Source organism: Bacteroides cellulosilyticus DSM 14838 (assembly GCF_000158035.1).
Classification (GTDB): Bacteria; Bacteroidota; Bacteroidia; order Bacteroidales; family Bacteroidaceae; genus Bacteroides; species Bacteroides cellulosilyticus.
The window spans coordinates 653,102-668,922 of record NZ_EQ973490.1 but is presented as its reverse complement, the minus strand read 5'-3'; the positions used below and the strand labels follow the sequence as shown (position 1 = coordinate 668,922).

Here is a 15,821-nt window from a genome sequence, read left to right as displayed (position 1 = left end):
AAACTCCTTATTGCAAAGTGATTTCCAAAGATAAGCAGCAGACTGTTTTACAATTTACGTGCAGAGATGCCGCCAGCTTCGATGTGGAACTGAAAAAATAATGAAGTTAATCCTTAAAATAGAACTGTGATGAAAGTAAAGAATATAATGTTGTGTGCAACGGCTGTCGTTCCTTCTTTGGCTTGGGCGAAAGAGTTGCCTAATATCATCTACATTGTTACCGATCAGCAGACAGCCTCTGCGATGAGTTGCATGGGAAACGATGACTTGCATACTCCGAATATGGATAAACTGGCACAGGCGGGTGTTCTGTTCCGTAATGCCTATTGTTCTACGCCCCTGAGTGGACCTGCCAGGGCAGCTATGTTTACAGGCTATACTTCGCACGAAGTAGGACTTGCCCGAAATGGTACGCCGATACCGGATTCATTGCGTACCCGGACTTTGGGAACACTGATGCAAAATGCCGGTTATGATTGTATCTATGCTGGTAAATGGCATGTACATACTGCCTCCATGCCGGATAAAGAGTTTGGTTTTACTACTATCCATCCTCATAGTGATAATGGGCTGGCGGAAGCCTGTGTCGGCTTTCTGGAACAAAAACATACCAAACCCTTCTTCCTGGTGGCAGGATTCGATAACCCGCATAATATTTGTGAGTACGCACGTAGCCAGAATTTGCCTTGGGGGAATATAGAAGACCTGCCGCAGAATGAGTGGCCGGGACTACCTCTTAATTTTGCTAAGAATCCTTATGACGCTGATGTTATCAGTTATGAGCAGAGCCTGAATTATTCGGCTTATCCTACCCGTAACTATACTCCGGATGATTGGCGCCGTTACCGGAACCTCTATTACCGTCTGGTTGAAAAGGTGGATGCGGAAATCGGTAAGATTCTGAATGCTATAGATAAACAGGATTTATGGAAGAATACAGTCGTGATATTTACCAGTGATCATGGCGACGGAGTGGGAGCACACCACTGGAACCAGAAATCGGCTTTATATGAAGAGGTGGTAAATATCCCTCTGATTGTAACCTTACCGGGAAAGAAGAATGCCGGCAAGGAGATGCCGCAACTCGTGAATAATGGTGTCGATTTTTTTGCAGCAGTTTGCGACTGGGCAGGTATCCGGCTTCCTGAAGGGCTGCATGGTGTCTCTTTCAGATCGTTGGTAGAGAAAGCTGATCCGTCATTGAAGCATCAGGACTATATCGTAACCGAAACTACTTTCGATAAAGGTGGCAATACACGTGGCTGGGCTTTGCGTACCTCTCGCTATAAATATGTGTTGTATGACAAAGGCCGTTACCGTGAGCAACTTTTTGATATGGAAAAAGACCGTGGCGAAATGCGGAACCTCGCCATCGAGGAGAAATACAAAGAGATCCTGTTGCAACACCGTGAGTACCTGCACGACTGGATGAAGTTGCATCATGTAGCGCAGATACGTAAAGATGTACATACGATTCCGGGCGTAAATCCGGAATAAGATGAATGATTACCCCAACAAGCTGCGGACTGCCGCTTGGTAAGTTTCCAGCTTGTTGGACTTATGAATCGCCTTTTTTGCCTTTCGGTCTCCGTCCGGCATCAGATATTCCCAGAAGTTTTTCATTTTCGTCAGCAGTTGTTTGTCTCCCCCTTCCAGAAGATTGCCATACTGGGCAAATACGTCAGCATGGAACAATCTGAGTCTCTCCTGCATATCCTTTTCGGAAAGCGGATGTCCCTGTTGATACTCTAAAGCTAAGGCGGGATTAGCAAGCAGTCCACGACCTATCATGATACCTGCCAGTCGTGGAAAGCGTTCGCTGATAGTCTGTATATCTTCTACTGTAAGTAAATCACCGTTATAAATAAGCGGATGGCTGCATTCGTTGTAGAAGGCTTCAAAACCTTTTAAATCCACTTCCCCTTTATATTGCTGTTTTCCCAATCGGGGATGCATAATGATATGTGTCAGTGGCAGTTCATTCAGCAAGGGTAGCAAAGCCAGACTTTCTTCCGGGTTCTCCCAACCCAACCTCATCTTGACAGAGAACTGAAGGTCGGGGTGATTCTTTATGGCAGCAGTCAGCAACTCCCGTACTTCTTCGGGATAAGGAAGCATTCCCGAACCATTGTGCCGTTTAGCCAAAAGAGGGAAAGGACATCCCAGATTTATGTCCACATTCTTATATCCTTTTTCGATGAATAGGGCAATTATCAGCTCCATTTTGTCCACATCGGGAGCAATGAGTTGCGGAATAAGCTGCACGCCACGGTTGTTTTCCAGAGTAATCTCGCGCATGTCTTTTTTTCGGATTTCTCCGTGCTCTACACGTACAAAAGGAGTATAATAGCTCTCTACACCACCGAATATACGGGCATGCGCTTGTCGGTAAATAGCCTCGGTGTAACCTTGCAGCGGGGCAAAATGAATGGGGAGGGTACTCTGCATATCAATTAGTTATTCAATATTTCTGCAAAGGTAACTATTTTAGCGGAATAACCATGTTCCATAAAACCATACCTGAACTATACTTGCTCCGTACCAACCTCGTACTTTCGTCGTGTAGAGGTACCTCTGAGTGGAGAATGTACGGAGCAAGTACGGTTCAGACAACTTCCAGACATGTAGCAGAGTAATTGCTACAAATATTCTTCCGGGATTTTTAATTTTGCTGGAGACTGAATTCTACAGGTTGCCCATGTTGGCAATGAACAGTGAGAATGGTATTCTCTCCGTCTGCAGTCAGGATTACTTTTTCATTAGGTATACTGATTTTCCATTTTCCTTTTAATTCAAGTCTCTTTTTAAGAACGCGGCTGGGGTTCTTGGTGGTATATGCCTTTTCCTCAATATTTAGGTTTGGATCGCAAACGCTCATAATGATATTCGCTTTGTCCCTCCTATACATAACCATTGTTTCTGCCGGAATAAGACTAAGCAGGCTATCCCGTTGCGAGCGATAGGTTTCGAAGACAGCATAGGCAGTGATATTGGTTAATCGGTCGTGAACGATATGTGCACTATCATTTCGTTGTAATACTTCGTATGTTTGCAAAGCCTCATGTTCTTTTAATTCCAGATCGGTTGGCTGTATCCATACGAGGTATTCATACGTTCCGTTTTTAGGGGCTTTTCCATGTTCAATCCATGCTGAAGCGAAAGTGCCCTGTGTTACAGCACGTGTTTTTTCATGACGAGATTCTTGTTCCTTGATCTGTATTTGTACATTACCGTCTTTCACGAAATAATGGTTATTGTAACCGTCCCTGATAGAAAGTAACTTTTCAGTAGTACCGGAAAGTTTCTTTTTGAAACCAATCTCTTTTTCTTCTTCTCCGTTAACGAGGATGGTGCTCTTTCCCTTTTGGAATGTACTTTGGAAGAGAGTTGTTTCGGTTGGATATTCGTTATTGCTGTTATGAATACCTGTTCCTAAACAGATCATCCGGTTTTCAAAGCAGAAGACGGATTTGCGGGCTACGAAATCCGGGGTGAAGTTTTTCAGTTCACGTTCCATCAGTTTCGTAACAAACATTCCGTTTTTCCCTTCCAGTGAACTACTGCCTGAGAAATTCTCTTTGGAATGTGCCATGGTAGTTCCCGGTAGCGGGCTATCCAGTAATTCGAATGGTAAGTGGATGGTCGTGGTTCCCGGTAGGCGATTCCAATCCCAACCATTCTCATCATAACCGCTGGCAAGTCGTGAGGGATATCCCATAATCTGGACGGAACCATAACTTTGATAACGTCCGTAGCGATTGTCTTTCCGGTAAATTTCAGATCCCCAAACATCAGTGGTATATCCCTTTAAGGTTACCATCCAATCGCTTCTCCGGAAAATGCCTGCCGCTCCATAGTTATATACAAAGAAGCCTTGCGGAGCAGCGGCGGGAGTGATACCTTGCGTTTTGAAGTAACGTGCTTCAGGGGTATCCTTTTCACAAAGCCGTAGATAGTCTGCTGCCAGATAGTGATCGAAAGCCTTGCCTTTTCCTGATAAGTCTCCCGATAGAGCAAGATAAGCAAAAGCTGCTACATCATCCGCTTTCATCGAGCCACCGAAAGGATGTCGTCCGCTGATGCCAACTCCCCATTCATATTTGTTGGAGTAGTTGCGCATGGCAATAAAGGCGGATTTCAGTACTTGACGGGCTTCTTCGGTAGGTTCATAGACTGTCTTATTGGTTAAGGAGATGAATTGCCCTACCATGGCTAGTACACCTGTGGTATACGCCGGATAGAAACCGCCATGGTGGAAAGTGGTTCCGTCTACTTTGATACCTCCGATAGTGCCCGGAGTGTATTGAAGAGAAGAGGATACCCAACGGGAAAGACCTTTCAGTGCGCGTACTCGTTCCCGTTCGTCAGTGAACAGTAATGCTGAAACTGTTTTAGCCATTAAGAGGGTGTGCCAGCTGTCCAGTAATTCATCTCTGCCGTATTGGTAAGGTTGACGGGTTTCTTGCAAGGCAGACCAGAAAATGAGGGTGGACAAGATATTATCCCGGTTGGGAGCTTTCCAGATAGCGTCGCGCATTAACCAGGCTGTAGTATAGATTTTCCGTACCTGATATCCGTAATGATGATTGGTTCCCATTCCGCTACCGAAAGAGAATCCCTGATCTATGGCGAAGTCCCAGACGGTGAAGTAATTCTGGCGGGAAGTTTCGGAATGATTATAATAAGCATCGTAAGCGAATCCGGAGAGCATTGTCTCCAGGTCATTCCAGGAAATTTCTCCTTTAGAACGGTCAAGCTCATCGGGTGTTAGAATCGGAGTACCGGTGAATCCTGTTCCGGAGCGTTGAATATTGGCTTTCTGAAAAACATCGTATGCTTTGGAAACAGCTTCCTTCGGCGCTTTCTGAATATCGAGGGCATTAGTTAATCGCTGTTCTACGGTACGCAGTTCGTCTTTTTCTGCTTGATTGAGGGTGGAAGGTAATGGAATATCATACCTATATTGTTCCCATTGCCAAACCCGGCACCAATGCCACAGGTCACGATACGAGAGGGAGTTATTGTAAGGCATCTGTAAGTCGGGGGTAGTGCGGTCGTTCATCTTTTTCACAGGGAAAGTCAAGCGGTCCAGAAATATGCGACCTTTTCGTTCAGGGGCTATCAGCCGATAGCTTGCTATTTCTTTGTTTTGTTTATCTCTTTTCATGTGCTGGAAGCCGATCCAGCAAGCGCGCCAACCAGTCGATGCCAACTGGAAACTGAACCAATAAGAGACATCTCCTTGGGGGGAAAGGAATTCAAAACGAATGGAATCTTGTTGAGGGACTTCATTATAAATCCATAAGGTTATTCCGTATGAATTTTCCATTCGCTCATCAAGGGTGAGAGGCTGTTCAAGAGTAACGTTGAGCTTGGAACCGGAACGGAAATCCCATTTCAGACTCTGTTTCCCTTCTTTATAATACTGAGTAGATAAAGTTATCTTTCCCTTATCACTTGTTTGAAACTGCTTGGGAATCCCAGTCTCAAAACCTATCAGTTGGGCAAAGGATACTTGACCGCATAGCAGCGCAAGGATGAATAGCAAGTGTTTTCTGGTCATAAGGCATATTGTTTTTAAGTTTTTAAAAAGAGGGAGAGGAACCTCACGGTCACTCTCCCCATACATATCAAATTGATTAAGGTCTATTTGATTTCATTTTAAGGTTAGAAGTTATGCGTAACTAAATGATTATTCCCAATATTTGTTTTGTTTTAGCTTAGTATTCACACCCAGTTCTTTGGTGGGGATAGGAAGAAACTGGTGCTTTTCCGATGTTCTTTGAGCGTAGGTAGCTGCACCGATGAAATTAGTACCGGTAGCCCAACGAGAGTCTTTTGTAGCAGCACCTAAATCATCGTGGATCGCTTTCTCGTAAATTCCCCATCGTACCAAGTCATATTTACGTAAAGATTCAAAACATAATTCACGGGCACGTTCGTCACGTACAGCTTGCTGAAAATCGCTATAAGATAAATTCTTCAGAGGATCGATTCCGGCACGTTCGCGTACTTCATTAATAGCTTCGTAGGCCGATGTTGTAGGACCTTGGTTGGCTTCGTTTTCAGCTTCAGCAAGCATTAACAGTACATCTGCATAACGTAATAGTGGGTAATTCTCAGGGGTATAGTTTTTGTGCTTTGTTGCAGCACTTTCCCATTCACGACGGAATTTTCCACAGGACCGTTGTACGATTTGCTTTGCAGTCCATTCTACCTTTTCTTCTTTGGCATTGATTTGGTAAGGTGCGATAGAGAGATCGCGACGCTTGTCTTTTTCGTCAAATAGATCCCAAAGTATTAGTGTGGGGGCGTAGAAACCGTAGGCATATCCATTACCTGGATTTGCAGTACCTTTCTGGATATTACCTATTACATTGCCAATGCGTCCAGCTGTGTAGCTACCATCGTCGCGTGTACCTATAAATTCGGCTTCCCAGATAGATTCATTATATTCTGTATCATAAGTATCTGAAGCCATTGCTTTCCACATGGTATAAACATCAGGATTCAAGTGATGCTTATTTGAATTTTTAACTTGGGTTGCCCAGTAAGCTGCTTTTTCGAAGTAGGCTTTTCCATCACTAGAAATTTTTCCGTCAAATGGATAACAAGCACGCCACAAGTAAACGCGGGCAAGTACGCCCATAACTGAATTCTTCTTAACATATGACGGAGATAAATCATAGTTTGTATTATCTACCATATCTACGCAATCTTCCATTTCCTGGATAATCCAATCCAAAGCTTCAACATGCGAAGTTGCTTCTTTGGATGAATTGTTTACGTCCTTGAATGATTCTGGACGAAGAGGAACTTCGTACCATCCTTGAACTAATAAGAAGTGGTAGTATGCACGAAGAAATTTGGCTTCACCTTTGATTCGGGTTTTTATAGCATCTTCCATGTCAGCACCATCTACATTCTCTATTAGCATATTGGCATTATTAATCCCTTTATATAGAGTTTCCCATGCCCCCCAGATATATTGTTCGCTAGGGCTATGATCATTACCATATACGTAGCTGGCTGTTTGGCCTTCAGGGCGTTGGTAGTAGCTCAGATCATCTACATTGGAAATCATACATGAGTAATAGTTACCATAAGTTTGTTCGTAAACTAGTGTGTAATAAACTCCGGCCAAAGCCATTGTACATTCCGATTCGTTTGTATAGAACGTTTGTGGGGCAACAAAATCATAAGGTTTCGTATCTAAAAAGCTATCGCAGGAACTGATGGCCATTGTGGCACATAGGGCGAGGCTGATATTTCTCAAGCTTTTATATATTGTTTTCATATTCTGTTTTTTATTAATTAGAATGTTACATTTAATCCCACAGACATATTGAATGAACGTGGATAAGGTGACCAGTCGAATCCTGGGGTCAAAATAGAATTACGAGTTGACACTTCAGGGTCATTACCAGAATATCCAGTGATTGTTGCTATATTTTCTGCTGACACATAAAGACGTGCACTACTGATATGAAGCGGTCTTAATGTCTTAGGCAGGAAATTGTATCCTAAAGAGATAGTTTTCAGTTTCAGGAATGAACCATCTTCTACATATAGTGAACTGTATTCTGCAGCACCATTTGCTTTTGCACGTGGAATATTACTAGTTGGATTATCTTCAGTCCAGCGGTTAACGTATCCTGCAAACATATTGGTGTTCTTTTTACCTCCAGGATTTTCGAATACAAGGCGGTTGGCATTCAGAATGTCGTTGCCATAGCTCCATTGCAGGAAGATATTCAGATCCCAGTTTTTGTAGGTGAAGTTATTGCTGAAACCACCAATATGTTTAGGCTGTCCATTACCGATTGTCGTTTTATCTTTGTCAGTAATTGTACCACTATTATCCAGATCTTTGTATTTCGGATCGCCTGGTTGAGTATTGGCTACGTAATAAGGAATACCTTCTTTAAGAGTATAAACCTTTTTTCCATTTTCTTCAGTAATATTGAAATCCTCATATTTATAAGTTCCTTCATAGATGAAACCATACATTTTGCCTGCTGCTTCACCCTTTTTGCTAATGTATGCAGGTGTGGTACGATATTTATTATCCCAAGTAATGTAGCTAGTAATATCTTCCTGACCTGAGTTCAGAGAAATAATCTTGTTCTTATTGAACGCGATATTAAAGTTGGATGTCCAGTTAAAATCTTTGGTTTTAACGTTTGTTGTTTCCAATGTAAGTTCAAAACCGTTATTGCGCAATTTACCTACATTTAGGGTGGCTGTTGCAAAGCCGGAACTAGCTGCAATATTAGCATCAAGTAGTAAATCTTTTGTGGTTTTGATATAATAATCCATCGTAAGATTAATACGTCCGTTTAGGAAACCTAAATCAATACCGAAGTCTAACTGTTCTGTTGTCTCCCATTTTAATTTCTCATTTTCCATACTACTTAGTACATATCCTTGATTGAACTGTCCGTTCCAGGGATATTTATATACATCATCACTGGTAACAAGGTGAGCCATATATTCATAATTACCAATACGGTTGTTACCTGTTTGTCCATAACTGAAACGTAATTTACCATTTGATAGCCAGTTTACATCTGACATAAAAGCTTCACGTTGGAATGCCCAGGCCAATGAACCAGAAGGAAAGTAACCCCAGCGATTATTTTTTGCAAATTTGGAAGAACCGTCAGCACGCATAGTGGCAGTTACATAATAGCGAGAGTCATAGTTGTAGTTGATACGTCCGAAGTAGGACATCAATGTATTTTCTCCCTTTGATGATGTTACAGAAGGAGTAGATGAACCTTTGTCCAAACCTGCCATTCCATAGGAATCTTTAGCTATATGTTCTGCTGTAATGGAATAGATGTAGCTTGTATTCTTCTGGAAAGAAAGACCTGCCAGTGCATTAAAGTTATGCTTGTTTTTATTGAACTGATAGGTAAGAGTATTTTCGTTCAGATAACTTCTTGCTTCTGATTTGTACAGATAAGCATTAATACCTTTACTTTGTGTATTTGAAGGATGTGAGTTACCCGTACGAGTCATTGAACTGTTGAATTCTTCATTCGTATAGTCTCTTGAAGTGTATCCGGCAGCAATTTTCAGTTTCAATCCTTTGATGAATTCGTAATCCGCACTAACATTGAATTGTAAATTGTTAGTGGTTTTGTGACGATATTCATTACGTGCAGAATGTACTGGGTTAAAACGGTAGTCTTCTGTCATATTGACACCTTCATCATACATCTGGTTTAACATGTCTGATCCGGTAGGTGATACGGGACGAAATGCCCATACACTATACATGTAGGCTGTAGACATGGCTGTCGTAGCGGTTGAGGCAGTAGGACCATCTTGTACATTACTGGCATAGTTACCTGTGAAATCAACTTTCAATCTCTTATTTACTTTTTGGCTCAGGTTTACACGTCCTTGATAACGTTTTAAGCCAGATCTGATGATGATACCTTGCTGATCGGTATAAGATAATGAAGTAGAATATTTAAGATCGCCCTGTGAACCTGTCATAGAAACATGATGATTATGACTTAACGCTGTACGATAAATATAGTCTTGCCAATCATATGTTGGAGCATATCTATAATCTTCGAGAGAACCATAAAGGTCAGTAATATAGTTACTTTCAAAATCTGCATCATCAAGAAGTTCGCGTTGCAATTGAACAAACTCATATGCATTCATCATATCTGCAGTGTTTTTCACCTGACCTACTGTCATGCTACCATTATAAGTGATTGTAGGTTTACCTGCGCCACCTTTTTTGGTGGTAATAATAACAACACCATTTGCACCGCGTGCGCCATAGATAGCAGTTGCAGATGCATCTTTTAAAATATCAATAGATTCGATATCGTTTTGGTTAAGTGCACTCATGGTAGATGTTTCTTGAGGGAATCCGTCAACTACATAAAGAGGTGCGGTACTTCCTGTTAATGAGCCGGCTCCACGAATAACAATGTTGAAATTGTCGCCTAAACCACCATCAGAGGATGAAACTTGTACACCTGCAATACGACCACCTAAACTTTCGGCAATGTTGGTGACAGGAGCTTTAACTAGATCGCTCATATTAGCCGATCCAATAGAACCTGTCAAGTCGCGTCTTCTAACGTCACCATACCCAACAGCTACAACAACAACTTCATCCAATGCTTGAGCATCTTCCTGTAATGTAACATCGAATTTTCTTTGATTTCCGACTTTTACATCTAAAGTTTTATATCCGATAAAAGAAAATTGTAAGACATCAGAGTTTTTTACGTTACCTAACTTAAACTCACCATTTACGTCGGTAGTAGTTCCATTAGTAGTTCCTTTCACAACGACGCTGACTCCGGGAAGTTCTCCCATGGCATCAACAACTTTACCTGTAACTTGACTTCCTGTCTGTGCCTGTACGCCTAATACGCAGCAAAGAAAAGTTGCCAATAGCATTAAGGTTACTTTCTGTTTCATAAATATTAAATTAATTAGTTTTTAAAAAAGGTTGTTCTTTCTCGTTAAACGACTCGAATCACAACGCAAATGTATGTGATTGAATAGAAGTCGACTTTAGTTAATAGTTCGCAAAAAGTACGAATTTGTACATTCTTGATAAAGAAACCCTGTTCTGTACGATTCCTTACTTTGTACCCTGGTTCTTCCCGGCCTTTACCTGCTCCAGTAGTGTTGAAAGCTCTTTTACCATCTCCGGATGTGCTGCTGCAACGTTATTTTTCTCCGACGGATCTATGGAAATATTGTACAGTTGAGGTTTGGGATCATTCCCTAACTCCATTTTAGTCCAATGTTCGACAGCGGGTTTATCACTTGGCTCGATGTACTTCCATGTTCCTTGAATAATCGATAAAGTATTGTTCAAATTCTGCTGTACTACATAGTCGCATCCGGTATTATCTTTCCCTAAGAAAGTGGCTAATTGATCACGGCTGTCAGGAGCAACGGTTGCGGGTGTAAGCGGGTGATTCAACAACGCAGCCAAAGAAGCATATACATCAATCATAGAGAATAAAGCTTGCTGTTTACAAGGCTGAATACCGGCAGGCCAACGTACAATGAATGGAATACGTGTTCCGGCTTCATAGGCACTGTACTTTCCACCACGGTATTGTTTCATAGGAGTGTGACCGTTCAGTAGTTCAAGAGCCTGATCTTGATAGCCGTCGTCAATGACAGGGCCGTTATCGCTACAGAATACAAAGATGGTGTTATCCGCAAGGTTCAGACTGTCCAGAGTGTTCATAATCTCGCCCACAGTCCAGTCCAGTTGCAGGATTACATCACCACGGGTTCCCATACCGCTCTTTCCGGCGAAACGGGCGTGGGGGACGCGTGGAACATGTACATCTTGCGTACCCATGTACATAAAGAAAGGTTCGTCTTTATGCTTGATAATAAAATCTTTTGCTTTACCTGTGATGACATCTGCAATGTCCTCATCCACCCAAAGAGCAGATTTACCACCGGTCATCCAACCGATACGGGGAATACCATTTACAATCGTATTGTTATGTCCCTGACTGGGTTTCAGTTTTACAAGTTCCGGATTCTCCAATCCGGTAGGCCAGTCACCCACTTTGTGGTTATAGTTGACGGTAATGGGATCGTTAGGATCCAAACCTACTACATGTCCGTTCTCAACGAATACACAAGGTACACGGTCAACTGTGGCGGGAATGATGTATTCGTAATCAAATCCTATATCTTGAGTATTAGGCTTTATCAGATGATTGAAGTCCGTACCACCTTTGGGGCCGAGTCCCAGATGCCATTTTCCTACGGCGCCGGTAGCATAGCCTTCTGCCTTGAACATATCAGCCATGGTGACACAGGCTGTGTCGATAATCAGCTCAGAGTTACCCGGAGCGATTCCCGTGTTTTCCTGCCTCCAAGGATACATACCTGTCAACAGACCGAAGCGGGAAGGAGTACTGGTAGAGGAAGTAGCATAGGCATTGGTAAACTGTACACCTTGTCCGGCAAGACGGTCGATATTAGGAGTACTTATCTTGGTAGCGCCATAGCAACTCAAATCGCCGATACCCAAATCGTCGGCAATTAAGTATATCACATTAGGTTTCTGACGGGTGTTGTCAGTGGTTTCCTTTTTCGATGGATTTCCACATCCAGCTATCAGGGCTGCGCCCGGGAGGAGAGACCATAAAGGTGAAAAATGTTTCATAGCTCTTTGACTTTAGATTGTTATTTCTGAGGTCAAAGGTAATGGCTTTCGGGAAATTCTGTGTATAGTAGAGTACAAGTGAAGGGGAAAAACGTACAAAACACGTATCGAGTGTATGTTTGGTACTTTGCCGGCCTCTTGCCTGTTAAGTGGCAAGAGGCGGTTCTTCTTCGTTCTTTTCATCGGAGTCCATATTTTCTCCTTTACGGTATGCCAGCGGACTGATCTGGTATACGTCCTTGAAACACTTTGAGAAGTAGCGTGAAGAACTGAAACCTATTTTGTCCGATATCTCGGTAATGTTTAGTTCCGGGTTGTTCCGCAACATCAAGGCGCCTTTTTTCAGGCGAATGGTCAGGATGAAGTCATTCGGTGTTTGCCCGGTGATAGCTTTCAGTTTAGTGAACAGGTTGGTACGTGCCATAGCCATTTCACGGGCGAAGATATTGACATTAAATTCCGTATTATCCAGATTCTTTTCGATGATGCTGATGGCGCGGTCCAGGATTTCCTTGTCTATCGGGTTGGTGGCAAGCATCTGTGCATAAGCTTGTGGTTGTTTACTGAACTTTTCTTGGAGGAGAATGCGTGAATTTACCAGGTTGTTACAACGCGAAATCAACAGATTCGTGTTGAATGGTTTGGTGATGTAATCGTCCGCACCGATACGCAGTCCTTCAATGTTTTGTTCTACGGCAGTCCGTGCGGTAAGCAGTACTACCGGTATGTGGCAAGTATTGAAATCATTTTTAATCTGTTTGCAGAGCTCGGTACCGGACATTTTGGGCATAACGACGTCGCTTACCACAATATTCGGCATTTCCTTCTGTATCAGCTCCAGACCTTCTTCACCGTCTGCGGCTGTCAGCACCTGATAGAATGGGCGGAAGATGTTTGCCAACATCTCACAAATGGAAGCATTGTCTTCCACGATAACCATCTTGACATCGGGCATGCGCTTAATCGGGGCATTTTCTTCCAATTCAGCTTTGAGTGAAGCATCTATTTCAGAAATTTGCGGTTGTTCTATTTGCTGTACGTCTTCGCTCTTTTTGCTGATTTCCTCAGTATTGAAATGGGCGTTGCCCAGGTGAAGGCGGACGATGAAACTGCTGCCCTTGCCCAGTTCGCTTTCTACCTTGATGGTGCCGTGGTGCAGTTCGACGATGCCTTTCGTCAGGGCTAGACCGATGCCGGTGCCTACACCGGTGGTGAGGCTGTCCATCTGCTCTGTCTGATAGAAACGGTCGAATATCTTATCTACTTCTTTGGCATCGATACCGCTACCAGTATCAGTCACGCGAATTACGGCTTCATAGCCTTCGGTGGTGATGCTGAGTGTGATGGTATCTTCGGCTTGGGTATGCTTGATGGCATTGGATAGCAGGTTATTGACTACCTTCTGCATTTGCTTCTGGTCATACCATACTTCAAGACTTTCACAGTCTTTCTCAAAATTGAAATTGATCTGTTTGCTGCTTGCATATTCCATGAAGATGAGGTAATTCTCATAAAGGAAATGCACTATGTTGTGCGGACTGACTTTTACCTTCATGTGTCCTTGTTCCTGTTTGCGGAAGTCTAGGAGTTCGGTGATCAGTTCGCGCAGTTGGATGCTGTTCTGGTAAATGCTCAGTATCTTATTATAAATGGTGGGTGTGAAGTTTTGCAATTGCATCAGAGTTTCCACCTGCGATACGATGAGTGTAAGCGGCGTGCGGAACTCGTGTGAGATGTTGGTGAAGAAACGTAGTTTCGATTGGTTCAGCGCTTCCACGTCTTGTATATGCTTTTGTTCGTACTTCAACGATTCACGTAGCTTAATTCTCGATTTGTATGTCTTCACCAGATACCACAAAAGGATACCGGTCACTATCAGATAAATAAGATAGGCGAGCGGAGTCTTATAATAAGGTGGCAGTACATGAATCGTAAGATGCACCTGCGGACAGATGGACTCTTCTTTTCCTTTAGGTTTAATCAGCAGATTGTATGTTCCGGCATTCAGGTTCGTGTAGGTGATGATAGGTTGGCCGCGCGTGCTGTTCCAGTCTTCGGAGAAGCCTTCCAGCTTGTAAATGATTTCATTCTTATTGGCTGCCACGTAGTTGGAGGTGGCGAATTCGATGCTGAACATGGTTTGGTTAGCATTCAGGGTGATTTCCTGTGTATGGCATAGGGATTGCGTCAGAATACCCGTTTCATCGCTCACTTTTACTTCGGCGCCGTTTACGATGAGGCGGGAAAGGATGATCTTGTAAGGCTTCGGGGTGAAATTAAGTTCCAGTTCATTGAATGAGAGCATACCTTGCGTACCGCCAAGGAAGATTTCTCCGTCGCGTGTCACACAAAGGGCGTTTTCATTGACAGCTGTCAGTGGGAAACCATTCTCCACGCTGTAGTTCTGAAACTTTTCCACTTTCTGATCGAAGATGGAGAAGCCCTGATTGGTAATCAGTATCAGTTTACCGCTGACGGGAGATTCTTGTGTATCGTAAATGCAATCACTGACAAGTCCGTTCTTGCCCTTGTCGAAGTTTTCGAAATCGTTGGTAGCGGAGCGGTACAGGTCGAGGCCACTTCCCGAAGTAGAGAACCACAAGTTACCCTTACTGTCCTGCATGATGTTGTTCACATTATTGTTGCTGAGGCTGTGTGCCTGCGTTCCGTCGTGACGGTAGTTGGTCAACTTGTTCGTATCGAAGCGGTAGGAGAAGATACCTTCGCCTGTGGCGGCAATCCAGAGCGTACCGCTATTATCTACCTCTACATCTGCAACCATAGCTATTTTACGCCCTTCTTTGCTATCTTTAAAGAGCTGTTGACATTTTCCGGTCTGAGGATTGAACAGGCATACACCGTTTTGGGTAGCGACAATCAATTGGTCCTGGTAGGGGGCAATGTCACGAACGATATTGGACGGAAGAGTTTCCGGATTTCCTTCTTCCATAAGATAATGCGTGAATGTACCTGTGCGGATATCCAGTTTGTTCAGTCCGCCAAGGTGGGTTCCTATCCAGATGATTTCCTTTGCGGGATCATAATAAAGGGCTTTCACGTTACTGTGGGAGATGCTGTTGCGTCCTTGTCCGGCAAGATACCACTTGAACTCACGTGTCCGGCGGTTGTAGAAGTTCAGTCCGCCTCCTTCTGTGCCAATCCACAGATTTCCGTTCTTATCTTCGATGGTGCGTCCGACTACGGGACTGCTTAATCCTTCTTTTTCATGAATGGAAGCTTTGTATCGGGTATAGATTTCATATTCAGGGTTGAAGTAATTGACACCGCCGAAGTAAGTACCCAGCCATAAAGTACCTTGATTATCTTTTACGATGCACCAGATGGACGAGTGTGTAAGTCCTTCATTCTGCATCTCGTTGGAGGTGTGGTTCTGGAAAAGTCCTGTCGTTTTATTGTACCGGTTCAGACCGTTGAAGGTTCCTATCCAGATATTGCCAAGATTATCCTCACAGCAGGATCTGACAAAATCGGAAGATATGCTATGTGGGTTCTTCGGGTCGTTTCGCAGGTTCTCGATATTTCCGTCTGTTTTCACTCGGAAGAGTCCCTTTTCCCAGCTTCCGATCCACAGTTCGCCTGCATTGTCCTGGTAAATACTGGTGATATTTCCTTTCTCGAT

The 15,821-nt window shown here is 43.3% G+C and carries 7 protein-coding genes; 1 reads left to right on the top strand and 6 read right to left on the bottom strand.

Going from position 1 to position 15,821, the window contains the following annotated elements:
* The first annotated feature begins 129 nt into the window (after nucleotides 1–129).
* Complete coding sequence (locus BACCELL_RS07285; RefSeq protein WP_007211017.1) at nucleotides 130–1,497, top strand: sulfatase family protein; 1,368 nt, start codon at nucleotides 130–132, stop codon at nucleotides 1,495–1,497.
* A gap of 9 nt (nucleotides 1,498–1,506) precedes the next feature.
* Here the strand turns inward: BACCELL_RS07285 and BACCELL_RS07280 are convergent, their stop codons facing one another.
* The 6 genes from BACCELL_RS07280 to BACCELL_RS07255 all read right to left on the bottom strand — a co-directional run.
* Nucleotides 1,507–2,448 carry a tRNA-dihydrouridine synthase family protein gene (locus tag BACCELL_RS07280; protein ID WP_007211016.1) on the bottom strand — a complete coding sequence of 314 codons (942 nt, stop codon included), beginning with the start codon at nucleotides 2,446–2,448 and terminating at the stop codon, nucleotides 1,507–1,509.
* A gap of 214 nt (nucleotides 2,449–2,662) precedes the next feature.
* A complete protein-coding gene (locus tag BACCELL_RS07275) occupies nucleotides 2,663–5,563 on the bottom strand; it encodes a chondroitinase family polysaccharide lyase (protein WP_044153472.1) in 2,901 nt (966 codons plus the stop codon).
* A 129-nt stretch (nucleotides 5,564–5,692) separates the two neighbouring features.
* Nucleotides 5,693–7,297: a RagB/SusD family nutrient uptake outer membrane protein gene (locus BACCELL_RS07270; RefSeq protein ID WP_007211013.1), complete on the bottom strand. Its 1,605-nt coding sequence runs from the start codon at nucleotides 7,295–7,297 to the stop codon at nucleotides 5,693–5,695.
* A 17-nt stretch (nucleotides 7,298–7,314) separates the two neighbouring features.
* Nucleotides 7,315–10,455 (bottom strand): SusC/RagA family TonB-linked outer membrane protein, encoded by a 3,141-nt coding sequence (locus BACCELL_RS07265; protein ID WP_007211012.1) that lies wholly within the window; start codon nucleotides 10,453–10,455, stop codon nucleotides 7,315–7,317.
* A 166-nt stretch (nucleotides 10,456–10,621) separates the two neighbouring features.
* The gene (locus BACCELL_RS07260) at nucleotides 10,622–12,181 is read right to left on the bottom strand and encodes a sulfatase family protein (protein WP_007211011.1); all 1,560 of its coding nucleotides are present in this window, start codon (nucleotides 12,179–12,181) and stop codon (nucleotides 10,622–10,624) included.
* A gap of 145 nt (nucleotides 12,182–12,326) precedes the next feature.
* Nucleotides 12,327–15,821, bottom strand: a 3,495-nt coding sequence (locus tag BACCELL_RS07255) for a hybrid sensor histidine kinase/response regulator transcription factor (RefSeq protein WP_007211010.1), incomplete at its 5' end; no start/stop codon positions are given.

Coding starts and splice junctions, on each gene's coding strand:
- BACCELL_RS07280 (WP_007211016.1), bottom strand. CDS start 2,448: ATGCAGAGTACCCTCCCCATTCATTTTGCCCCGCTGCAAGGTTACACC.
- BACCELL_RS07285 (WP_007211017.1), top strand. CDS start 130: ATGAAAGTAAAGAATATAATGTTGTGTGCAACGGCTGTCGTTCCTTCT.
- BACCELL_RS07260 (WP_007211011.1), bottom strand. CDS start 12,181: ATGAAACATTTTTCACCTTTATGGTCTCTCCTCCCGGGCGCAGCCCTG.
- BACCELL_RS07265 (WP_007211012.1), bottom strand. CDS start 10,455: ATGAAACAGAAAGTAACCTTAATGCTATTGGCAACTTTTCTTTGCTGC.
- BACCELL_RS07270 (WP_007211013.1), bottom strand. CDS start 7,297: ATGAAAACAATATATAAAAGCTTGAGAAATATCAGCCTCGCCCTATGT.
- BACCELL_RS07275 (WP_044153472.1), bottom strand. CDS start 5,563: ATGACCAGAAAACACTTGCTATTCATCCTTGCGCTGCTATGCGGTCAA.